The organism is Simiduia aestuariiviva (genome assembly GCF_014192475.1).
Lineage (GTDB): Bacteria > Pseudomonadota > Gammaproteobacteria > Pseudomonadales > Cellvibrionaceae > Simiduia > Simiduia aestuariiviva.
Map to the genome: position 1 here is coordinate 70,217 of NZ_JACHXZ010000002.1, position 19,788 is coordinate 90,004.

Sequence of the window (19,788 nt, forward strand, 5' to 3'; positions counted from 1 at the left end):
ACTTCAATACCTTTAACATGGCCATCAAAGAAGACGCGGGAGAAACACCTAATGCAAGCTCGAAAGATCATGGCGTTTGTTTTTCTGGCATTCACTCCCCTCGCGGTACCGAAGGTGATTGCCGCGGTTGATCCGCTGCAGGGACGTTTTGTGGAATCCTGGGAGGTGGTTACTAATGCGCGCCACGGCATTCCCAATCGCGATTATTTGGTGGCTAGCGCCCCCAACACCACCAGTTTGCAACAGGGCTGGAATGACCAGCACGACAACAAGAAAAAGCACGGCTTGCAATACTATGTGGCCAATCAAAATACCAGTGTTGAATATTTTTGGCAGGGTGAAAGGCAGTCCACTGCCAGTTATCGCAACGGCAAGCCCGATGGCTGGTTTAGTGTTTTTCAGCAGGGCAAGAAGCACGGCTTGCAACACTACTTTTCTGGCGCAACCCTCAGCGTTGAAGGCTATGAACACGGCCAGCGGCGTTGGGCAGGAAACTGGGAACAGGGGCACCCCGGCGGCTGGTTTAATCATTTTGTTGATAATAAAAAACATGGTCGGCAAATTTATGTAGGCGACAGAAATGACTGGAGCTTTGAAGATTATGTGAACGGTCAGAAGCACGGCTGGAGCGGCGCGATGAAGGGCGATGTGCGCGACGGTTGGTTTTATCGTTTTCATCTGGGCAAACAGGTTGAGCGTGCCTATTACGTTTTGGGCGTGCTGAAAAATCAGGAGGTGCTCGCCGCTAACGGCCAATGGCATTCATCGCAGGCCGGCAGTTCAACCATTGATGACGCATTAATTTGGGGGGCAACCACAGCGGGTGAGCGCACGAATGTAGAATCTTCCCGCCGCGTGGGCTTTTCTAACATCGCGGTGCCCACGTTGCCGGTGGTGCCTGGCGTCATGGCGCAGCCCACAACCAAGCCAGTACCCAGTGATGCCACATTACCCGAAACCAATTTACAGCCCATGCGTTTTTCTGAGATGTGTGATTTTCCCCACGGCGTAGTTTCTTGTAAGCGCATTCGGCTCGGGCAGCAGCCCGAGCAATCTGGTGGGGATTAAATCACGCGCCGCCCGTGGCGAAAACGCTATTGAATAATCAACGGCAGCACAGTGACGTCTGCGTCAATGGTATTCAGCGTGTGCAACAGTTGTTGCAGGCGCTGGGTGTCGCCACGGCGGTACACGGGCAATAATGTATCGCTGCTTAATGGGTTTTTTGTAACCAACAACACCAGTGTGTCGGTGGTTATTGCTTGGTCTTCCAGTGCGCCGGCTTCAAATACTCCGCCGGTTTCTGGAATGGTGTAGGCACGGTTGGGGGCAAGCGCCACATTACTGCGCAAAACATCCAGCTCACCGTTTTCATAAATGCCAATCACATGGGCGTAGCCGCCGCGCGGGTGCTTTGCCACCAGCCGGTATTCAGCTTCATTGGCGATGGGGCGGTTGATCAACTGGCCATCCAGCGTAATTGCCGCTAATTGTGCGCTTCCGCGATGCAATGTTGGCCAATTCACCGCGAGCTGCAATTGTTCGGCAGATAGCACAAAGGGCTGGTTGCCAATGCGCAGTTGCCATTGCTGCTCGTTAGGCAGGTGAAACAAGGTGACGGCAAGTTGCGTGTTTGCCAGCGCGTTGTGCACAACAGAAAAGTGGCTGCGCCAGTAATCGTCAACGGCGCTAAGCAGTGAGCTTTCAGCTAAGGCCGGCGTTGCATCCCAAATAAAATTCGCTGTTTGATTGCCGTAGTGCTTTGCCAGCGAGGCGGCAATTTTTTGTGCAAGTGGGCGGCGATCGAGACGCAATGCAATATGCACTCGGCCGGGCTGGGTTTGTTGGTCTAAACAGGCAATCTCTAAATCTTGCAGTTGTGCCTGCGCCCGGCTCGACACCGTTTGGTGATAGCCGGTTGTTACTTGAGTATCGTTTTTTTGGGTGGTGGCAGTGGACTGGCTGGTAACCGCCACGCCCAGTTGCTCGCTCAAATCGGCGTAGGCGTGTTGTTTCGCCTCAGCCAAACTGCCGCCTTCACCGTAGCCAAACATTTGATCGCCCGATGATTGGGTCGTGGCTTGTAAGCAGGGTGATTGAGGCCGTTGCTGCGTGCTGATTTGTGCGGGTGGCTGTGTGGGCGTAGAGGTACAGGCCGCTAAGATTGCGCTCAACGCGAGCAGGGGTACGATTTGCAACCTGACTGTGGGTTTGTGCATGGGGTTGGCCGTATTTTTAAGGTTGTTATAGACCGAAGGGAAAAGCACCACCACCCGCGAAAGGCGGTGGTGCAATAACAGCGTTATGCGAAGCGGTCTGCTCGCGCTGCGGCACTGGCGGCGGCGTCGGCACTGGCCTCGGCTTGGCGCTCACTCGTTTGCGTGCTGGCCAATGCGTCAGCCGCGGACGAGTGAAACCGCTGAATTTGTTGCGCACCATTTTCGGCATCGCCCAGTGCGGCTTTGATTCGGTCAGTCATTTGATGGCTGTCGCGTTCCATCACTGCAATTTGGCCGTTGGAATCCACGCTCATACGGTTCAAATTCATGATGCCTTGGGTTAAATCTTCGGCGTGTGATTTAGAGCTTTCGGTTTGTTGCACCAAGGCTTGCGCGTCGGCCAGCGCACTTTGCAGTTGCGCGATCAGCGCCTGCGCCTCTTGCAATGCTTGGTTAGCCGCTTGCTCGGCTTTTTGCGCTGCTTGTTCCGCCTGTTGTGCGGCGCGTTCGGCGTCATTAGCTGCCGATTGGGCGTCGTTGGCAGAGTTGGCGGCCACGCTCGCCTGCGACTGGGCATTGCCCGCAGCCGACTGCGCATCGCTGGCGGCGGTTTGTGCATCACCGGCAGAAGATTGCGCGGTGGCAGCGCTACTCTGTGCCGTGCCAGAGGCAGATTCTGCGGTGCTGGCAGCCCCTTGGGCCTGAGATTGCGCGCCGGCGGCGGCGCTTGCGGCACTGGCCGCCATACCCGAGGCCTGCGAGGCTTCATTGGCTTCTTGCTGGGCCGTGCTCGATGCAGCAGAGGCTTGCTGGGCATCGCTGTCTGCCCGCGCGGAGGCGGCGGTGGCCTCTTGGGCCTCTTGATCGGCGCGTGCAGATGCGGCAGCAGCTTCCTGTGCTTCTTTTTCGGCTAAATCTGTGGCAGCGGCCGCTTCACGTGCCTCCCTTTCTGCATCTTGAGAGCTGGCCGTGGCCGCTTGCTCCTGCTGCTTGGCGGCGTCACTGGCTGCATCTGCCTCGGCTTGCGCCTGTTCGGCGGCGGCTTTGGCGGCTAGCGCGTCTTGTTCCGCTTGCTGGGCGTCTGCTTCAGATTGGGCGGCTTGCTGTGCTGCTTCGGCTGCAGTTTGGGCTTGGCTGTGCGCATCTTGCGCTTGCTCTGAGGCCTCGGCCGCAGAGGTGCCGGCGGCCGAGGCCTGCATTTGTGCGTCGCCTGCTGCGGTGGTGGCCTGACCCGCTTGGGTTTGCGCTTCACCGGCTGCAGTGCCTGCGGTGCCAGCTTGCTGTTGTGCTTCACCGGCTGCTTGGCCAGCGTGTGAGGCCTGGGTTTGCGATTCATTGGCCGCGGCACCGGCCGCATTGGCCTGAGAGCTGGCATCTGCGGCGCTGGTGTTGGCTGCGCTGGCGCCAGTGCCTGCCACGGCTGCTTGGTTCAGGGCCTCACTGGCGGCACTGCCGGCGGTGGCTGATTGCTGCATGGCCTCACTGGCGGCACTGCCAGCCTGTTGGGCATTTTGCTGCGCGTCACTGGCGGCGCCGTCAGCTTGGCGGCTGGCGGTGCGGGCCATGTCGGCTTCGCTGTCGGCTTGATTAGCCGAGCGCTCGGCTTGGCTGGCCATGCGTTGGGCTTGCATGGCGGCTTCGGCAGCGCTGCTATTGGCGTGCTGGGAGTCGCTGGCAGAACTGGATGATTGTTGGGCGGACGTGTGGGCTTGCTGGGCGCCGGTGGCGGCCTGCGAAAAGGCCTCGGTGGCGGCTTGCGCTTGTTGCTGGGCAACGCTCATGGCCTCGGTGCTGGCACTGGCCTGTTGTTGCGCCAGTGCAGCTTCACCCTCGGCGCGCTGCTTATCCAGCTCTGCTTGCTGCGCTGCTTGCTGGGCTTTTTCAGCCTCGGCGCGGGCTGCAGCTAGTTGAGATTGCAAATCGTCACGTGTGGTGTTCTGTTCTTTCGCTGGCATGGGTACCCCCACTAGAGTCCGTTTGTTTGAATTCCGCTTAGGTCCTTCTAAGACCAATAGCTGAGTGTAGTGAAGTCAGGCCTATTGGCCAAGCTTCAATCACTTAGGTGGACAAACCACAAAAATGAACAACGTAGTTGGCGGTAAGGGCTATAAATTCTATGATTCAGGCAAATAACAATAGGGATATCGCATGAACCGGGAACACGCGCTCCAAGCTTTAGGCCTAGATGCCAGTGCCGATCAGGCCACCATAGATCAGGCCATCAGCACCAAACGCAGCCAGATTCAACAAAAACACGATGCTGCGCCTACTGATGCGTTAAAGGCAAAATTTGCGCAAATGCTGGCGCAATTGAATGAAGCGGAGGCGCTGCTCACATCACCCGCGACCCCTAAACCCAAAAAACCCTCGCCCTTAAGCCAAACAAAACTCGCAGATTTGCCGGGCATGGGTGCCGCTGCCGAAAATCACGCGTTGTTAACCGAAGGCCAAACACTGGCCGGCCGCTACCAAATCAAAGCGCACATTGGCGCCGGTGGCATGGGAGCGGTGTATCGCGCCTTTGATCAATCCATGGGGCGCGATATTGCCTTAAAAGTGTTGCTGCCAGAATTGTTTAAAAACGAACACGCCCGCGAACGGTTTTTAAATGAAGCGCGCATCTCGCAGCAATTGAGTCACCCTAATATCGTCAATGTGTTTGATGTGCAAAATGAGGGGGATGTCTTTTTCCTAACCATGGAGCTGCTAGAGGGCCAAGACCTGCGTCAGCTCATGGAAAATCGCAAGCTCACCCGTCAACCTTTTACTGTGGCAGAGGTGCAAGAGATCGCCACCGCCATCGGTGCGGCCTTAACCTACGCCCACAAATTCACAATCCATCGCGATTTAAAACCGGAAAATATTTGGCTGACCGAAGAGGGTGACTACAAGCTCATGGACTTCGGCATTGCCCAAGTACAATCCACCAGCCAGCGCACCCAAACCGGTGCCGCCATGGGCACGGCCTATTACATGGCGCCCGAGCAACTCAAAGGGCAAAAAGACATTGACGGCCGCGCCGATCAATACGCGCTGGCGGTGTTGATGTACGAGCTGCTGTCTGGCGAAGTGCCGGCAGGACGCATTGAACCCTTGTGTGACATAGATAAAACCATTCCCAAAGCAATTTCTGCCATTGTGGATAAAGGACTGGCGGCACGGCCAGAAAACCGTTTTGCCAGCGTGGCTGAATTTGTCGCCGCAATAACCCAAGCCAAAGCGCCTAAGGCAAGTAAAACTAAATCAAAAAATTATTCAACCGCTAGCGCGCAATCAAACTGGCCGATGATTACAGGTGTGGTTGCCTTGTTAGTATTGGGTGGCGGTTTGTTTGGCACCGGCCTAGTCACAGTTGAGGATGTAAAAAAACTACTGCCGGTAAGCAAAGAAGTTATTGCAGAACAAAAAGCACAAGTGGCCAGAGTGCAAGGCGAAATTAAGGTTTTAAAGCAGCGGCTGGAAAACGGCCGCCGCACACTGGATAGCGATATACGCGATGCTGAGCGCAATAAAGATAAAAATCTAACGGCATTGAGCCAGTGGCAACAGCTTACCGAAAGCGTTATTTTTGGCGGTAATCACATCACCGAATTGGAAGGTGAGCTCAGCATGGCAGAAAGCCTGCTGCGGGAAAGTGCATTGGCGCAAGCCCAGGTTAGTGTGGATAAAGTGCGCGATGGCTATCAACAACTCTGGGATAACTTTGTGGCAGGCGAGCAGGTATCAATACTCTCACCCATTGTTGCTGGGTTGCGAAGGGAATGGCAAAGCAAACCCAACAGCAAAACCTGGCCGGTATCCCAAAATACGGAAGCACTTTATCAGAAAGCGCAACAGCATGAATCAAGTGGTCAGCTACACAGTGCCCAGCCGCTGCTTGAACAACTGGGTAAGGGCTACCGCGCGTTGTTAGCAGCCAATGATGATATGGGCAGTATCAACAACGCTTTGCATCAGGCGCAGACCGACTGGAAAAAATTGGCTAATAGTAAACAGCTTGTCAATGTACCAGAAATTATCAGTCTGCAAACCGAAGAAAAGACACACCGAAGCGCACTGGCAGCAGCGGCTGATTTGGTTGCAATAACGCAAGCCATGCAGGGTTTAAAAGGGCAAATCGAAACCTATCAGTCACTTACTGCATCGGTTCAAAATCTCGCGCAAGCCGAAAAGTCCGCACAATCTGCTCAGGCCGCGTTTAAAAAATCTCGCCAAGGTTATCCATTTCCCGTCAATGCTATGGCCACTAAAGCGGCAGAGATTTTCATGAAAGCCCGCACCGATTTGCAAAGCAAAAATTGGGTTGCCGCTGGAAAGGGCTTTGTGGAAGCCAAACAAATCTTTGAACAAGCGCAACAGCAAGAAGCTAAAGAGCGATTGGCAATTGATGCGGCGCGCGCAGCACAACAGCAGGCAATAAAAGCTCAAGTGGCCTACCAAAAAGCGCAACAAGCATTTAACCGGTTAACAGAAAACCCCGATGCTGATATCGCCAGAAAACAGCAGGCCAGTGCTGATCAGCAATTAGAAAGTAATCATTGGTCAGAAGCCAAGGCGAGTTACGCTGCCGCTGTACAGACGTATGGCGCAGCACTCAAACGTGTTCAATCTGCCGAAACAGAGTATCAAGCCAAGATGGAGGCGGAACGTGTTAGGGCTTGGGTGGCACTGGCGGTAGGCCAGTTAGTGGCTATCCCCGCAGGTAGCTTTCGCATGGGTTCCTCTGGCTTTTTGGATGCGAATGATGAAAAGCCCGCACACAGCGTCACGATAAAGGCATTTAAGATGCAGGTGCATGAAGTCACTTGGGCGCAGTGGGATGCGTGTGTAGCGGCTAAAGGGTGTAGTTATAAGTCTGAGGATGAAGGCTGGGGTCGCGGTAGTCGGCCGATGATAAACGTGAGCTACGAAGAAATTACCAGTCAGTTTATTCCCTGGTTAAACAAAGCTGCCGGCCAACGCTTTCGGTTGCCGACGGAAGCCGAATGGGAGTATGCCGCGCGGGCGGGCAGCAGTACCGATTACCCATGGGGCAATAGCATCAGTTGCTCGCAAGCACGTTACCGTAATCAGGATGGTGATTGTGGAAATGACCTGAAAACAGTACCGGTAAAATCCTATCAACCCAATGGGTTTGGTTTATACGACATGCACGGCAATGTATGGGAGTGGGTGCAAGACTGTTGGCATGACAGTTACAGTGGTGCGCCCACAGACGGCAGCGCTTGGTTAAGTGGCAATTGCAGTAGGCGTGTGCTACGTGGCGGCTCTTGGGGCAGTGGTCCGAAGCACTTGCGTTCGCCCTACCGGCTTGGGCTTCCCGCGTCTAATCGCCTCAATGACGGCGGCTTCCGGCTTGTTCAGGAAAATTAACTTTACCCTTTTTACTTTTACCGTTTATTGCAGCTGCAAAAACGGCATTCGGGCCATCCATGGCCGTTACCCTTTTATGTTCAAGGTAAACGGTCTGACACGGGCGCATAAATGCGCAGAAGTGTTCAAAAGTTCCTTAGGGGACCCTGCAGCAAAATGGCAGTGCGGTGACAAGAGGCTAAGCGTATTAGGTTTCCCGCCCGCAGGGCGGGTGGGTTCATTTTGTAGGATATCAAACATAAGTGGATAGAACCCTTGGGTGCAATAGCAAGGCGTGTTACACCGATAAAGCCTAAGTCGCATCGTTGCAGTTGAAAAAAGGTGGATTGCGCTGTCGCTAATCCACCCTACGATGTTGCACTGTATTTGAATTACAAATTACTTAATTGTCGATGGCGCGTTGCAATTCCTGCTGGCCTTTTTTCGCTTTCAACTCCTCTGCAATCACGCGCTTGTCGTCACTGCTTAAGGTGGCGCCCGATTGGGTGGCAATTTGATCGGCGATGATATCCAGGCTTTGATCTCTGAGTGTGACAAGTACGCACAGTTGTTGCTGTTTGTTCAGTTCAAAAATATCGGCGCGTTCGGCCTTGGTGCCGCGCAGTGTGGCCTCGGCGATTTGACGGGCGCTAGTTTCAAAGTTGGCACCAACGTTGGAGCCGTCTTTGGTGTCGGTTTTGTGGGCGAAGGTTTTGGTGAGGCTGGCGGCTTTAATTTCTATTTGCTGCACCAAGTTGTTGCGGGCAAGGGCCGTGGCTTGATCGCGGTCGATGGTGAATTGACCGGAAAAGGGCACGCAGGCGGATTCTGCCAGACCATCTTCAATATTGGGCATGGTGACCCAGTCGGGCAGCTTGGTGTTGGTGGTGCTTTTGTTAGGGTTGCTGCTACAGGCGGCGAGGCTGGCAATCACAAGGCCAATGCTTAGGCATTTTAGTAGGTTCATGGTTATTCCCTTTTCATTCATCACGGTGTTGTTGAGTCTCTGCAGTGTTTAGAGGGCCAAACGAAAAAAAGTAACGGCTTGTGCACACCCATGGCCCCCATTTATTCCTGTGAGGCTGTTGCGAGCAGTGCTGTGAGCAGTGCCGGAGCTCGCGCACAGGCATTGCCAGCCTGTGCGTTGGCGATTGCGCCGGCGCCCAAGTGTGCGGTCAGGTTGGCATCGGCTTCTGCGCGCAGATAGCGTGTGGCCTTGTCGCCTTGAGCCCATTGCCCTTCTTGGCAGGTTAGCACTGCCGCCACCAATTGCTGGCCCCACACGCGTTCTGCCGACAAAGTTAAATCTTGTGGTTGCTCGTCTAAGTCTGCTGATGCGGTTAACACCGCTGGTACGGTTTTCGCCAGCATCGATTTTTGAGCCGGGGTGAGCGTTGCCAGTGCGGCCCAGGCGCCTTGCCGTGCAGCGTTTAGCCGTAGGCTTACATCCAGTGATGCGTATTGGGGCTGCGGGTGCACGCCGCCGGTGGCGTCGGGCCCATTGGCGGTGGGTTTGAAAAGCAGTACAGCAATGAGTAATGCGGCTGCAGTGGCGCCCGCTGTCAGCCAGCGCCCGGTGGTGTGCAGCGATTGCGTATGTTGGCTAAACCACTGGCTAAGGCGCGCCCACACGCTGGCATCTGGGTACGGTGTGGACGCGCTTGCCTGTGGTGTCTGGCTGGCTTCAGTCAGCGCCAACCATTGACGAAGTAGGGCAGGATCCGCATTGAGGTGCTGGTAAATGGCATTGCGGCGATTGACGTCCAATTGGCTATCGCCGTCGGCGAGCTGCGCCAATTCTTCAGCGCTGGGGCCGGGGCCTTCGGGTGTGGTAAGCCCCTGTAATGCCTGTAAGGCGAGCAGCGTGTTGGCGTGGTCGTGAAGTGGGGTGTTGGGTGGTTGGGGCAGTGGCGTTTTCATGCGTCTGGCCCCCCCAGTTGAGTGTGGTCTATGGTGATGTTGCACGCCGCTAGCGCGCCAGCAATGCGCGCGTACAGGGCCTTAAGCAAGCGCCCCGGTTGGTAGCTGGGCATCGCTAGTATTTTGGCCACCTGATTCAGTTTTACACCCTCTTGGTGCACCAGCTTCAGCAACAAGTGTTCTTGTGCAGTTAAATCTAGTTGCGCGCGCAATGCCTGCCAATTGGCGTTGCGCGGTGTGGTTGGGTCGATATTGGCGTTGGTCATATTGGCATCAGAGGGACAATCGGCCGAAAAGAACACAGCGTGTAAATGGGCCAGAGTGACTTCCAGTGCCTGTTCGTCCAAGCGCTGGGCAATGCTGGCGTCTTCTATGTCTGGGCTGTGCGGGTCTTCAGTGCCGCACTGAAAACAATCGGCGGGTATTTCGCGTTGGCTTTCACCGCACCACGGCAGACGGGCCTTAATGGTGCGGATAATGTCACGAATAAAATCGGGCTCGCGCAAGCTGCTGTAGGCATCAATCACGCTGGGGATCAATTGCCGTTCTAGGCAGACTTTGGCCCACAGCTGTACCCATAAATCACCCTCGCGCTTGAGCCATTCGGGTGGCCGTGGGCGGCCAAAGCGTTGGCGTGAAAAGGCCTCTAGTAAATTGTTGACCAAGGTTAGTAGGTAGGTGAGGGGCTTGGCGCGGCCGCTGTAATGGGTGCAGGCCGCCCATTGATTTTGGCTTAGGCCCTCTAGTACAAAGCTCGCGGCTTCCTCCGCAAGGCCGGGCTGGCCAAAACGCTTGAGCGCCAGTTTATCTACCCGCGCTAGAAAAGTGGGGTCAAAAACCAAGCTGGCCCAGTCGGGAGTGTGATCTGTCATTGTGTCATAAGCGCTTATTTTTTAATCGCACTATCATAGGGTTTGCGGCTATTCTGTTCCAGTCGCTTATTTGTCCCTCTATCAGAAAAACCCGCTGACAAGAGTTTTGCCATGTTTGATTTTCGCTTCGGCCCTGTTTGCGCTCTGAGTGCTGCCCTGTTGAGCTCGGTGGCGGTGCTGGCACAAGACACGCCTGCTTCTAATGACTTTGACCAGTGGCTAAAACAAGAGCAACAGGGCTTTAACGACTTTAGCCAACAAAGCGCGCAAAACTACCAAGGTTTTGTAGATGCCGCAGATGCCGAATTTGTGCGCTGGCTGGGCCAAGCGTGGCAAGAGTACCGCCAAGTGGCCGCCCGCGTGCGCGACCCAGCCCCAAAGCCTGCCGAGCAACCGGCCGCACAATCAGCCCCAGAAATTACCGCAGCGGCCAAGCCCGCGCCGGCGGTGGCCGCACTAGCCCGCCAGCCAGTGGCTGTCACGCCGCCATCGCCGGTTGATGCGAAGGCGCTGCCAGCTAATGCGAAGGCGCTGCCTGCCAATACGAAGGCGCTGCCAGTTAATGCTATTAGCATTTCGTTTTACGGCCACGCGCTGGCGTTGTCGCGTTGGCCAATAATTTTGCCAGTCATGACAGATCTTACGCCGCCCACCATTGCGAGTGCGTGGGCCGCGATGGCGAAAAGTGCCTACCCACCTGTACTGGCCAATGTGAAGCAAGCCTGCAAACAGGCGGCATGTGGCGATTGGGCGCTGCTGCAATTGGTGCGTAACTACGCGGCTAAATTAGCCCCCCAAGACCCACAGCAACAAACGTTTATGGCGTGGTTTCTGGCCGACAAGCTGGGCCTGAGCGTGCGGGGCGGAGTACACATTGCGCACATGGGCGCTGCGCCCCGTTTGATACTGTTGTATCACCCCGTGCAGCAAGTGTTTGCTGAGCCTTTTTATCGCGTGGCCGGCGACGACTACTATCCCTTAGTAGAGCGCGGTACGGGCACCGGTTCACTACTCACTTACCCCGGTGGATTTAATCCGCCCGCTACCTATCATCGTCGGCCCGTGGATTTAGCCTTCACCCACTCATTGGCGCCTGCGGGTTCCTCGGCCGTGCGCGCATTGCAATGGCGGGAAGGTGCGCAAACGCAACAATTGGCCTTGGCCTATAGCGCCGAGCGCGCCCACTTTTTTAATAGCTATCCCCAAATCGAATTGGTTCACTATTTCAATGCACCGCTTGCGCCAGACCTAGTGCGCAGCGCTCAAAGCGCCCTAGCGCCACACCTGCAAAACAAATCTCCCCTTCAGCAGGCCGCTACTTTGCTCGCACTGGTGCAGGGCTTACCTTACTTAACTGACGAGCAGCAATTTGGTCGTGAAAACTACTTGATGCCAGAGCAATTGCTGGCCTTTCCCGCTGCCGATTGCGAAGACCGCAGCTTCTTTTACGCCGCATTGGTAAAGTCGCTACTACGGGCCCAAGTGCTTGGCGTGCGCTACCCCGGCCATGTCGCCACAGCGCTGTCCACAGCGGCACTCGGGCTCGATTCAGAAAGCTTGGACGGAAGTACACAATTCAGCCACAATCAAGCCCATTACCTACTGGCAGACCCCACCTATTTAGGGGCGGGCCTTGGGCAACAGATGAGCCGCTACGCCGCGGGCACCGGCCAACTGATTATCAAATAAAAAAAGAGGCAACTCATGGACGCACCACAAGCACTCGCCTTATTGGGGTTAACCGAAGGCGCAACCGCCGCCGACATTGCCCGGGCCGTTGCCGCCAAGCGCACGCAAATCCAACAAAAACACGACGCCGCACCCACGGATGCATTAAAGGCAAAGTTCGCGCAGTTGCTGGCGCAAGTGGATGAGGCCGGGGCGCTGCTCTCATCAACTGCCGCACCTGCCTCAAAAAATCCATCACCCTTAAGTCAAACTAAATTGGCAGATTTGCCGGGTATGGGGCCTGATGCCAGTGAAAGTCTCATAATCGAGCCGGGCACGGAATTGGCTGGCCGGTATCAGGTGGGTGCGTTGTTGGGCAGTGGTGGTATGGGCGCGGTTTATCAAGCCTTTGATACCAATACCCGCAAGCCGGTGGCGTTAAAGCTGTTGCTGCCAGGCTTAACGCGCAATCCGCAAGCGCTAGAGCGTTTTCTCGACGAGGCTCGGCTATCACAGCAGCTGTCCCACCCAGGCATTGTCAATGTTTACGACATTCAAAAAGACGGTGACACCTGGTTTATTGTGATGGAGTTGTTAGAGGGCCAAGACCTGCGCCAAATGATGAATAACCGCGCGTTAGTGCGGCAAGTATTCTCCCAAGCCGAGCTGCTCGATGTGGCCAAGCAATTATGTGCCGCCTTGCGGTATGCCCACCAATACACCGTGCATCGCGATATTAAGCCGGAAAACATTTGGCTTACGGAAGAGGGTGAGTACAAGTTGATGGATTTCGGTATTGCCCGCGTGCAATCCACAAGTCAGCGCACCCAAACCGGTGCGGCCATGGGCACCGCCTACTACATGGCGCCAGAACAAATTCGCGGCGCTAAAAATTTAGATGGCCGCGCCGACCTCTATGCTATTGGCGTACTGTTATACGAAATGGCCGCTGGCGAAGTGCCTGCCGGCGTAATCAAACCCCTGCGCGAACGCTGCCCCCATGTATCAAAGTCATTTTCCAACGCAGTAATGCAATGCCTGCAATCTAATCCCGATGAGCGCTTTGCCAATGCTGATGCATTATTAGCTGCGCTTGAAGAAAAAGGTAGCAATTCGATACCAGCGGGGGCGTGGAATAAAGGCGGCGATTCATTACCCGCGGTATCGTGGGAAAAAGTAGCAATAGCAGCAGGCGTTTTGGTGGCGACGCTTGTTTTTGGGGTGATGGGCTTCGCAATATATTCATATGATGCTGATAAGGCAGCGACTGATGCTGAGGAGTCTGCAGCGGTTGAGGCAGCGCGCAAGAATCCAACGGGAGTTTTGGTAAAAGTGCCTGCAGGAAGCTTTGTTATGGGCGATTTAACGGGCAGCGACGAGAGTAACGAAAAACCCTCGCATCGGGTGAATATTAACGCCTTTTGGATGCAAGAGCATGAAGTCACTTGGGCGCAGTATCAACTTTGTATTGAAGCAAACCGCTGCAGCGCTATTCGTGACGGTGACAATGGTTGGGGCAAGGGCAATCGGCCAGTCATCAAAGTGAGTGCTAGGGATATCAGGTCCTATATTTCTTGGTTGAGTATGGTAAGTAAAAAAAGATTTAGGTTGCCAACAGAGGCAGAGTGGGAATATGCAGCGCGCGCGGGTAGCCGTTTAAATTACACGTGGGGTAGCACGATTAACTGTGATCAGGCTCGCTATGGGTATCGAAGCGGGGGTGAGTGTGGTGATGAGCCTGAAGGTACACTCCCTGTAAAAAGCTTTGCACCCAACGCGTACGGGCTGTATGACATGCATGGAAACGTATGGGAGTATACGCAAGATAGTTGGCACGATAGCTATATAGGTGCACCAATTGATGGCAGTGCTTGGATAACAAAATCGAACTTTAGCTTATATGTTGTGCGTGGAGGATCTTGGGATGCAAAACCGAGTGATCTTCGCTCAGCCAAACGTGAAACGTTTGGCGATATGGGACGTACAAATCTAGGGTTTAGGCTTGTGCACGATTAAAAGCCTTTAGGTTGCAATAGCAATGCGTGTTGCACCGAAATGGGTTTGGCGAATTTAATGAAATTGTAATTGGTGGATTACGCTGGCGTTAATCCACTCTACGTTTTGAGTGGCAATGGTTAATAAAAAAGAGATCGATATCTATGGATAAGCAGCAAGCTCTGGCAATGTTGAGCATCGAACCCAATGCCAACGCTGAAGACATCAAAAGCGCTTTGGCCGCAAAACGTACGCAAATTCAACAAAAATACGATGCTGCACCCACCGATGCATTAAAGGAAAAATTTTCGCAAATGCTGACGCAATTGGATGAGGCCGAGGCGCTGCTTAGAACTATCGACGAGCCAGTATCAAAGAATCCATCACCTTTAAGCCAAACAAAACTCGCCGATTTGCCGGGCATGGGCGCCGCTACAGAAGGTCGCGCGCTGTTATCCGAAGGCCAAACACTGGCCGGCCGCTACCAAATCAAAGCGCACATTGGCGCCGGTGGTATGGGGGCGGTGTATCGCGCCTTTGATCAATCCATGGGGCGCGACATTGCCTTAAAGGTGTTGTTGCCAGAATTATTTAAAAACGAGTCGGCACGAGCGCGATTTTTAAATGAAGCGCGCATCTCGCAGCAGTTAAGTCACCCCAATATCGTTAACGTATTCGATGTGCAAAACGACGGTGAGCTTTATTTTCTCACCATGGAGTTGCTAGAAGGCCAAGACCTACGCCAAGTGATGGAAAATCGCGCGCTGGCACGCCAGCCCTTCACTGTGGAAGAAGTTCAGGAAATCGCCGCTGCCATCGGTGCTGCACTGACCTATGCCCACAAATTCACGGTTCACCGCGATTTAAAACCAGAAAATGTTTGGCTCACTGAAGACGGTGACTACAAGCTCATGGACTTTGGCATTGCCCAAGTGCAATCCGCCAGCCAGCGCACCAAAACCGGCGCCGCCATGGGCACCGCCTACTACATGGCGCCCGAACAACTGAAAGGCCAAAAAGATATTGATGGGCGCGCCGATCAATATGCCTTGGCGGTAATGTTGTATGAATTGTTAAGCGGCGAAGTGCCTGCTGGCATGATTGAACCCCTCAACCAACACCGCAAAGATGTGCCAAAGAAAATGGTGGCCGCCATTCATCAAGGATTGGCGTCAAAGCCCGATAGTCGCTTTGCCGATATAGAACAATTTTTAGTGGTACTCGGCAATAAAGGTGGCGCCTTTTTGCCCGCTTTACCCTGGAAAAACATCGGCCTAGCCGCCGGCGTATTGATTGCACTGTTAGGCGTAGGCGGCCTACTAAGTTCCGGCTCGGTAGATTGGGCCTCACTGCTACCGAAAAGCAAAGAAGAAATTGCCGCGCAAAAAGCCAACGTGGCCAAAGCCCAAGGCGAAATTAAAGTCTACAAACAACGCTTAGAAAGCGGCCGCCGGCAATTAGATAGCGACGTGCGCGACGCCCAGCGCAATAGCGATAAAAATCTGGTCGCCCTGCAACACTGGCAGGATATTACCGAGCGCGCCATTTTTGGTGGCAATCAAATCACCGAGTTAGAAGGCCAGCTCAGCATGGCCGAAACCCTGCTGCGCGAAAATGCCTTTGAGCAAGCGCAAGCGACCATTGCTGCCGTGAGCGAAGGCTACAAAGCACTGTGGCAGGAATTTACCGCGGCAGAATCGACTTACGCGTATCACACCCAGTTGCAGTTCGCCAAATCTAATTGGCAGTCTGCGGCCCGTGCTGGTCAATACGGCGCAGGTCAATTTGTACAATCTGCAGAAGAGCAAACACAAATTGCCCTTGAAACGGGGCAGGCCGGCCAATTCACGCGACAGCGGAACGCGATAATAGGTGCCATAGGCCACTATCAGTCTGCACTGCGAGAAATAAAGCGCACCGAAGAAGAGCGCAAAGCCGCAGCCGCGGTAAAAGCCGAATGGCAAGCCATAAAACGCAAATACAGCTTGACTGATAATGCCGCAGTCATCACGGCGAAAAGCCTAGAAGACAACGCCGTGCAGCAGTCGATCAGGGGTTTATTAAGTGCCGCAATGGGAAAATACCAACAAGCTGCGCAGCAATGGCAACAGGCAATCAACAATGAGCGCGAAAATGTTGCAAGAATAGAAAGACAGCGAGTGGCGGCAGAGGCAGAGCGCACGAGGGCCGCCGCTGCAGCACGTGCACGTGCCGCCGAGAAGGCTGCAGAGCGTGCTCGCGCCGCCGCTGCGGCTGCAGCAGCAGAGCAAGCGCGCCTCGTTGCAACAGTTGTAGGGGAGCTGGTTACCATCCCGGCGGGTAGCTTTCGCATGGGCGATCTAACGGGGAACGGTGAAGCCGAAGAAAGGCCTGTGCGGACAGTAAGCATTCGCGCTTTTAAGATGCAAGCGCACGAGGTGACTTGGGCGCAATACCAGCCGTGTATTGATGCCGGTGCTTGCTCAGATAACAGGCGTGATGGCGGAGACAATGGTTGGGGTGAAGCTAATTCGCCAATAATAAACGTCAGCTATGTAGATATTGTTAACCACTATATTCCGTGGTTAAACAAAACCACAGGTCAGCGTTTTAGGTTGCCGAGTGAAGCGGAGTGGGAATACGCAGCACGAGCAGGTTCTACAACGGATTATCCATGGGGGAACTCAGTGGGCTCGAACCGCGCCAAGTGTAAAGGTTGTGGTGATGATTGGAGTACCAATCCCAAACCGGTAAAAAGCTTTGCACCGAACGAATTTGGTTTGTACGACATGCACGGCAATGTCTGGGAATGGGTGGCAGATTGTTGGCATAAGAGCTACCAAGGTGCACCGAAAACTGGCGACGTTTGGCCTGGCGGCAATTGCAATATGCGGGGGCTACGTGGTGGCTCTTTATACAGTGATTCGGACGGAGTGCGCTCAGCTAACCGTAACGCGGGCGCCGCTTCCTCTCGCTCAATTGATTTTGGCTTCCGGCTAGTCCAGGATTTGTAAGGGTATTTTTTGTAGCGCGTACACTGGCAGCGCGTATTGCGCCGATAACGAAACGGTTGGCTCAAATGATATTTAAAAGGTGGATTACGCTATCATTAATCACATCCTGCGTTGTGATATGGCATTTTTGTTTGCGCCTATCTTGCTGTGCTGATCGGTAAATAAAAAGTGACACGTATCCATAAGCAAAAAGCCTAGGAAATATTAGATTTATTAGGCGGTAGTGTCGTAGGTTGTGAATAGGTCGAATCTGATCGGTCTACGTGCAATGTCATGGCTGTAAAGGAGATTTTTTTGCTATACCTCGGCATAGATTTAGGCACCACCTATTCATTGGTGGCGTATATGAATGATCATGGTCAGCCAACGCTGTTCCCGGATTTTCACGACGCCAATGAATTTCGCACGCCATCTGTTGTGCACATTGGCGATGAAGGCTGTTTCGTGGGGTCGGCGTTAGAAGAAATTCTGGATGACGAACCGGAACTTTCCCAGGCGCGCTTTTTTAAGTTGGCCATGGGTGAGCCAAAAGGCGTGTACAGCGATCATCGGCAGCGCAATTGGTGGCCGCAAAGTTTGTCGGCCTTGGTGTTAAAAAAATTGCTCAATGATGTTGAGGCCTTTGCCCATGACGAAGTGGGTGGTGCGTTAATTACAGTGCCCGCTAACTTTAACGATGCGCAGCGCAGGGCTACCCGTGAAGCTGCGCAGTTGGCGGGCCTTGCGCGGGTAAAATTATTGGATGAGCCCGTTGCGGCAGCTACCTTTTACGGCTTTAACCGCAAGGGTGGCGAGCAGACGTTGTTTGTTTATGACTTGGGTGGTGGCACCTTTGATGCCACGGTGCTGCAAGTGGGTGATGATGGTCTGTATTCTTTAGCGACAGAAGGCAGTAACCAGCACGGTGGTATGCGCGTGGATGAGTTCATTATGGACTTTATTCTCGATGAATATCAGCGCCAACACGGCGAGCGGCCCGCCGATGAAGCTACGCTCATGATCTTGCGGCGCTTTGCTCACGAAGCCAAATTGACCTTAGTAAAGCCGGGCAAAACCCGCATTAGCAAAACCCTTGTTTTGGCTGGTCGCACACTGGATTTTGTGCTGACGCGCGATTTATTCAATCAAATGATCAGTGCCTTTGTGGATGAAACCATTGCCGTGTGCGAGCGCTGTTTGCAGGCGGCGGGATTGGAGTGGAGTTTTATCGATACGCTTTTGCTCACCGGTGGCTCGTCGCTATTGCCATTGGTGCCAGAAAAATTGGCCCGCGCCAGTGGTAGGCCTAAGGATCAGTTGGTGTGTAAGCAACCTCATCAGGCTGTGGCCTATGGCGCCGCCATTTTGGCGGCACAGCAATTTGCCGGCACCGGCGGCGCTAAAAAATTACAGACGATTTGCGCTTACGATTTGGGCATTCGCGTGATGGGGCCTAACGGCCAGCCCACAGTAAAAGTATTGGTGAGTAAAAATACGCCGGTGCCCGCCGCCGCACGCACTACTTTTTATACCAACCGTGCCGATCAAGCCCGCTTGATCATTGAGGCGGTGCAACAGCGCGAAGGTGAACAGGGCATAGAGGAAAACAGCCTTGGCTTTTTCGCCTTTGCCATCGACAACCCGCGCGCTCAATACCCTGTTGAAATTGAGTTGGCCTATGACTTGGAAGGCTGCGTGGTGATTACTGCACGTGACCCCGAAACCCAAAAACAGATACAACAGGTGATGGATAAAGATACTGAAGCCATGGATCGCGCGCTGCTCGATCAGCAGGCTTGGATTAACGCCCTGAGTATCAATCAATAGTATGTCGTGGGTCAGTGTTCATCGCAGCCACGCAGGCCTTGTGCGCCAACGCAATGAAGATGCTGTGCTCGCCACAGATAACCAAGGCTTATGGATAGTGGCCGATGGCATGGGTGGCCATGCCGGTGGCGATGTTGCCAGTGCGCTGGTATGCGAGACTATTGCGGCGTTATGCACGGAGGGTGAGCCACTTGCACGCGCGGTGGTGCGCGCTCATGACGCCGTGCGAGCGAAAGCTCAATCGGAACCCATGTTGCATGGCATGGGGTCTACGGTTGTTGCAGCGCAAGCGGTGGGCCGGCAGTTGGAAATAGCCTGGGTAGGCGATAGCCGCGTATACCTATGGCGCAATGGCCAGCTAGGCCAGCTCAGCCGCGATCATTCTTTTGTGCAAGATATGGTAGACCGAGGAGTCTTGAGTGCCGAGGAGGCGCGAGTACACCCCAAAAAGAATTTAGTGAATCAGGCGCTGGGGCAAGCAAATTTGCACCGGTTGCGTGTTGGCGAACAGACTCATAAGGCCAACGCAGATGACCTGCTGCTGCTCTGTACCGATGGCATACATGATTTTTTAAGTGACGCTGAGATTGCCCAATGTTTAGGCAGTAATGCCGATTTAGCCAATTGTGCAGAGGCATTACACCGCGCCGTACTGGCCACCGATGCCAGTGACAACTTCAGCTTTATTTTGTTGCGTGCTCAGCCGGGACCGTTGGCTCGTTGGTTAAAGCGATTGAAGAGCCATTTCATAAATCGCTAATTTGGACCTAATCAATCAGACTCAAAATTTAGGGCAATGGGCTCACCCTGTCTATAATTTTGGCCGCATAGGCCACGGAAGAGCCTTTTTCCAGATCTAGGTGCTCAACCTCTCCTCGGCGTTACGGGCGCCCCGTTCGCCGGGTGAATCTTCTAGGGCATAGCGCCACAGGATTATGCGAGGACACCGCGCCAGTGGTCGTA

General features: G+C 54.2%; 12 protein-coding genes. 7 read left to right on the plus strand and 5 right to left on the minus strand.

Features of this window, described 5'->3' with window-relative positions:
* Positions 1-51: 51 nt before the first annotated feature.
* A complete protein-coding gene (locus tag FHS30_RS05890; RefSeq protein WP_183909382.1) occupies positions 52-1,068 on the plus strand; it encodes a toxin-antitoxin system YwqK family antitoxin in 1,017 nt (338 codons plus the stop codon).
* Positions 1,069-1,094: 26 nt separating this feature from the next.
* Here the strand turns inward: FHS30_RS05890 and FHS30_RS05895 are convergent, their stop codons facing one another.
* Together FHS30_RS05895 and FHS30_RS05900 are read right to left on the minus strand one after the other, a co-directional pair.
* The gene (locus FHS30_RS05895) at positions 1,095-2,219 is read right to left on the minus strand and encodes an LPP20 family lipoprotein (RefSeq protein WP_183909384.1); all 1,125 of its coding nucleotides are present in this window, start codon (positions 2,217-2,219) and stop codon (positions 1,095-1,097) included.
* Positions 2,220-2,302: 83 nt separating this feature from the next.
* Positions 2,303-4,174: a coiled-coil domain-containing protein gene (locus tag FHS30_RS05900; RefSeq protein WP_183909386.1), complete on the minus strand. Its 1,872-nt coding sequence runs from the start codon at positions 4,172-4,174 to the stop codon at positions 2,303-2,305.
* 193 nt (positions 4,175-4,367) lie between these two features.
* Here FHS30_RS05900 and FHS30_RS05905 point away from each other — a divergent pair, with 193 nt between their 5' ends.
* A complete protein-coding gene (locus FHS30_RS05905; RefSeq protein WP_183909395.1) occupies positions 4,368-7,592 on the plus strand; it encodes a bifunctional serine/threonine-protein kinase/formylglycine-generating enzyme family protein in 3,225 nt (1,074 codons plus the stop codon).
* 382 nt (positions 7,593-7,974) lie between these two features.
* Here the strand turns inward: FHS30_RS05905 and FHS30_RS05910 are convergent, their stop codons facing one another.
* The 3 genes from FHS30_RS05910 to FHS30_RS05920 form a co-directional block, all read right to left on the minus strand.
* Positions 7,975-8,538, minus strand: coding sequence for an LPP20 family lipoprotein (locus FHS30_RS05910; RefSeq protein WP_183909397.1), 564 nt, complete (start codon positions 8,536-8,538; stop codon positions 7,975-7,977).
* 101 nt (positions 8,539-8,639) lie between these two features.
* The gene (locus FHS30_RS05915; protein WP_183909399.1) at positions 8,640-9,491 is read right to left on the minus strand and encodes a hypothetical protein; all 852 of its coding nucleotides are present in this window, start codon (positions 9,489-9,491) and stop codon (positions 8,640-8,642) included.
* Positions 9,488-10,363: a hypothetical protein gene (locus tag FHS30_RS05920; RefSeq protein WP_183909401.1), complete on the minus strand. Its 876-nt coding sequence runs from the start codon at positions 10,361-10,363 to the stop codon at positions 9,488-9,490. The genes FHS30_RS05915 and FHS30_RS05920 overlap by 4 nt, the downstream gene beginning before the upstream one ends.
* Positions 10,364-10,474: 111 nt before the next feature.
* Here FHS30_RS05920 and FHS30_RS05925 point away from each other — a divergent pair, with 111 nt between their 5' ends.
* The 5 genes from FHS30_RS05925 (at position 10,475) to FHS30_RS05945 (ending at position 19,585) form a co-directional block, all read left to right on the plus strand.
* On the plus strand, positions 10,475-12,052 hold the full coding sequence (locus FHS30_RS05925) for a hypothetical protein (protein ID WP_183909403.1): 1,578 nt from the start codon (positions 10,475-10,477) through the stop codon (positions 12,050-12,052).
* Between the two features lie 15 nt (positions 12,053-12,067).
* On the plus strand, positions 12,068-14,047 hold the full coding sequence (locus FHS30_RS05930; RefSeq protein WP_183909410.1) for a bifunctional serine/threonine-protein kinase/formylglycine-generating enzyme family protein: 1,980 nt from the start codon (positions 12,068-12,070) through the stop codon (positions 14,045-14,047).
* Between the two features lie 143 nt (positions 14,048-14,190).
* A complete protein-coding gene (locus FHS30_RS05935) occupies positions 14,191-17,019 on the plus strand; it encodes a bifunctional serine/threonine-protein kinase/formylglycine-generating enzyme family protein (RefSeq protein WP_183909412.1) in 2,829 nt (942 codons plus the stop codon).
* Positions 17,020-17,292: 273 nt separating this feature from the next.
* Positions 17,293-18,825 (plus strand): Hsp70 family protein, encoded by a 1,533-nt coding sequence (locus tag FHS30_RS05940; protein WP_183909414.1) that lies wholly within the window; start codon positions 17,293-17,295, stop codon positions 18,823-18,825.
* Position 18,826: 1 nt separating this feature from the next.
* Positions 18,827-19,585: a PP2C family protein-serine/threonine phosphatase gene (locus FHS30_RS05945; RefSeq protein ID WP_183909416.1), complete on the plus strand. Its 759-nt coding sequence runs from the start codon at positions 18,827-18,829 to the stop codon at positions 19,583-19,585.
* Positions 19,586-19,788 lie beyond the last annotated feature (203 nt).

Bases quoted from the DNA above. Each gene is read 5' to 3' on its own strand.
- FHS30_RS05890 (WP_183909382.1), top strand. From the start codon at position 52: ATGCAAGCTCGAAAGATCATGGCGTTTGTTTTTCTGGCATTCACTCCC.
- FHS30_RS05895 (WP_183909384.1), bottom strand. From the start codon at position 2,219: ATGCACAAACCCACAGTCAGGTTGCAAATCGTACCCCTGCTCGCGTTG.
- FHS30_RS05900 (WP_183909386.1), bottom strand. From the start codon at position 4,174: ATGCCAGCGAAAGAACAGAACACCACACGTGACGATTTGCAATCTCAA.
- FHS30_RS05905 (WP_183909395.1), top strand. From the start codon at position 4,368: ATGAACCGGGAACACGCGCTCCAAGCTTTAGGCCTAGATGCCAGTGCC.
- FHS30_RS05910 (WP_183909397.1), bottom strand. From the start codon at position 8,538: ATGAACCTACTAAAATGCCTAAGCATTGGCCTTGTGATTGCCAGCCTC.
- FHS30_RS05915 (WP_183909399.1), bottom strand. From the start codon at position 9,491: ATGAAAACGCCACTGCCCCAACCACCCAACACCCCACTTCACGACCAC.
- FHS30_RS05920 (WP_183909401.1), bottom strand. From the start codon at position 10,363: ATGACAGATCACACTCCCGACTGGGCCAGCTTGGTTTTTGACCCCACT.
- FHS30_RS05925 (WP_183909403.1), top strand. From the start codon at position 10,475: ATGTTTGATTTTCGCTTCGGCCCTGTTTGCGCTCTGAGTGCTGCCCTG.
- FHS30_RS05930 (WP_183909410.1), top strand. From the start codon at position 12,068: ATGGACGCACCACAAGCACTCGCCTTATTGGGGTTAACCGAAGGCGCA.
- FHS30_RS05935 (WP_183909412.1), top strand. From the start codon at position 14,191: ATGGATAAGCAGCAAGCTCTGGCAATGTTGAGCATCGAACCCAATGCC.
- FHS30_RS05940 (WP_183909414.1), top strand. From the start codon at position 17,293: ATGGCTGTAAAGGAGATTTTTTTGCTATACCTCGGCATAGATTTAGGC.
- FHS30_RS05945 (WP_183909416.1), top strand. From the start codon at position 18,827: ATGTCGTGGGTCAGTGTTCATCGCAGCCACGCAGGCCTTGTGCGCCAA.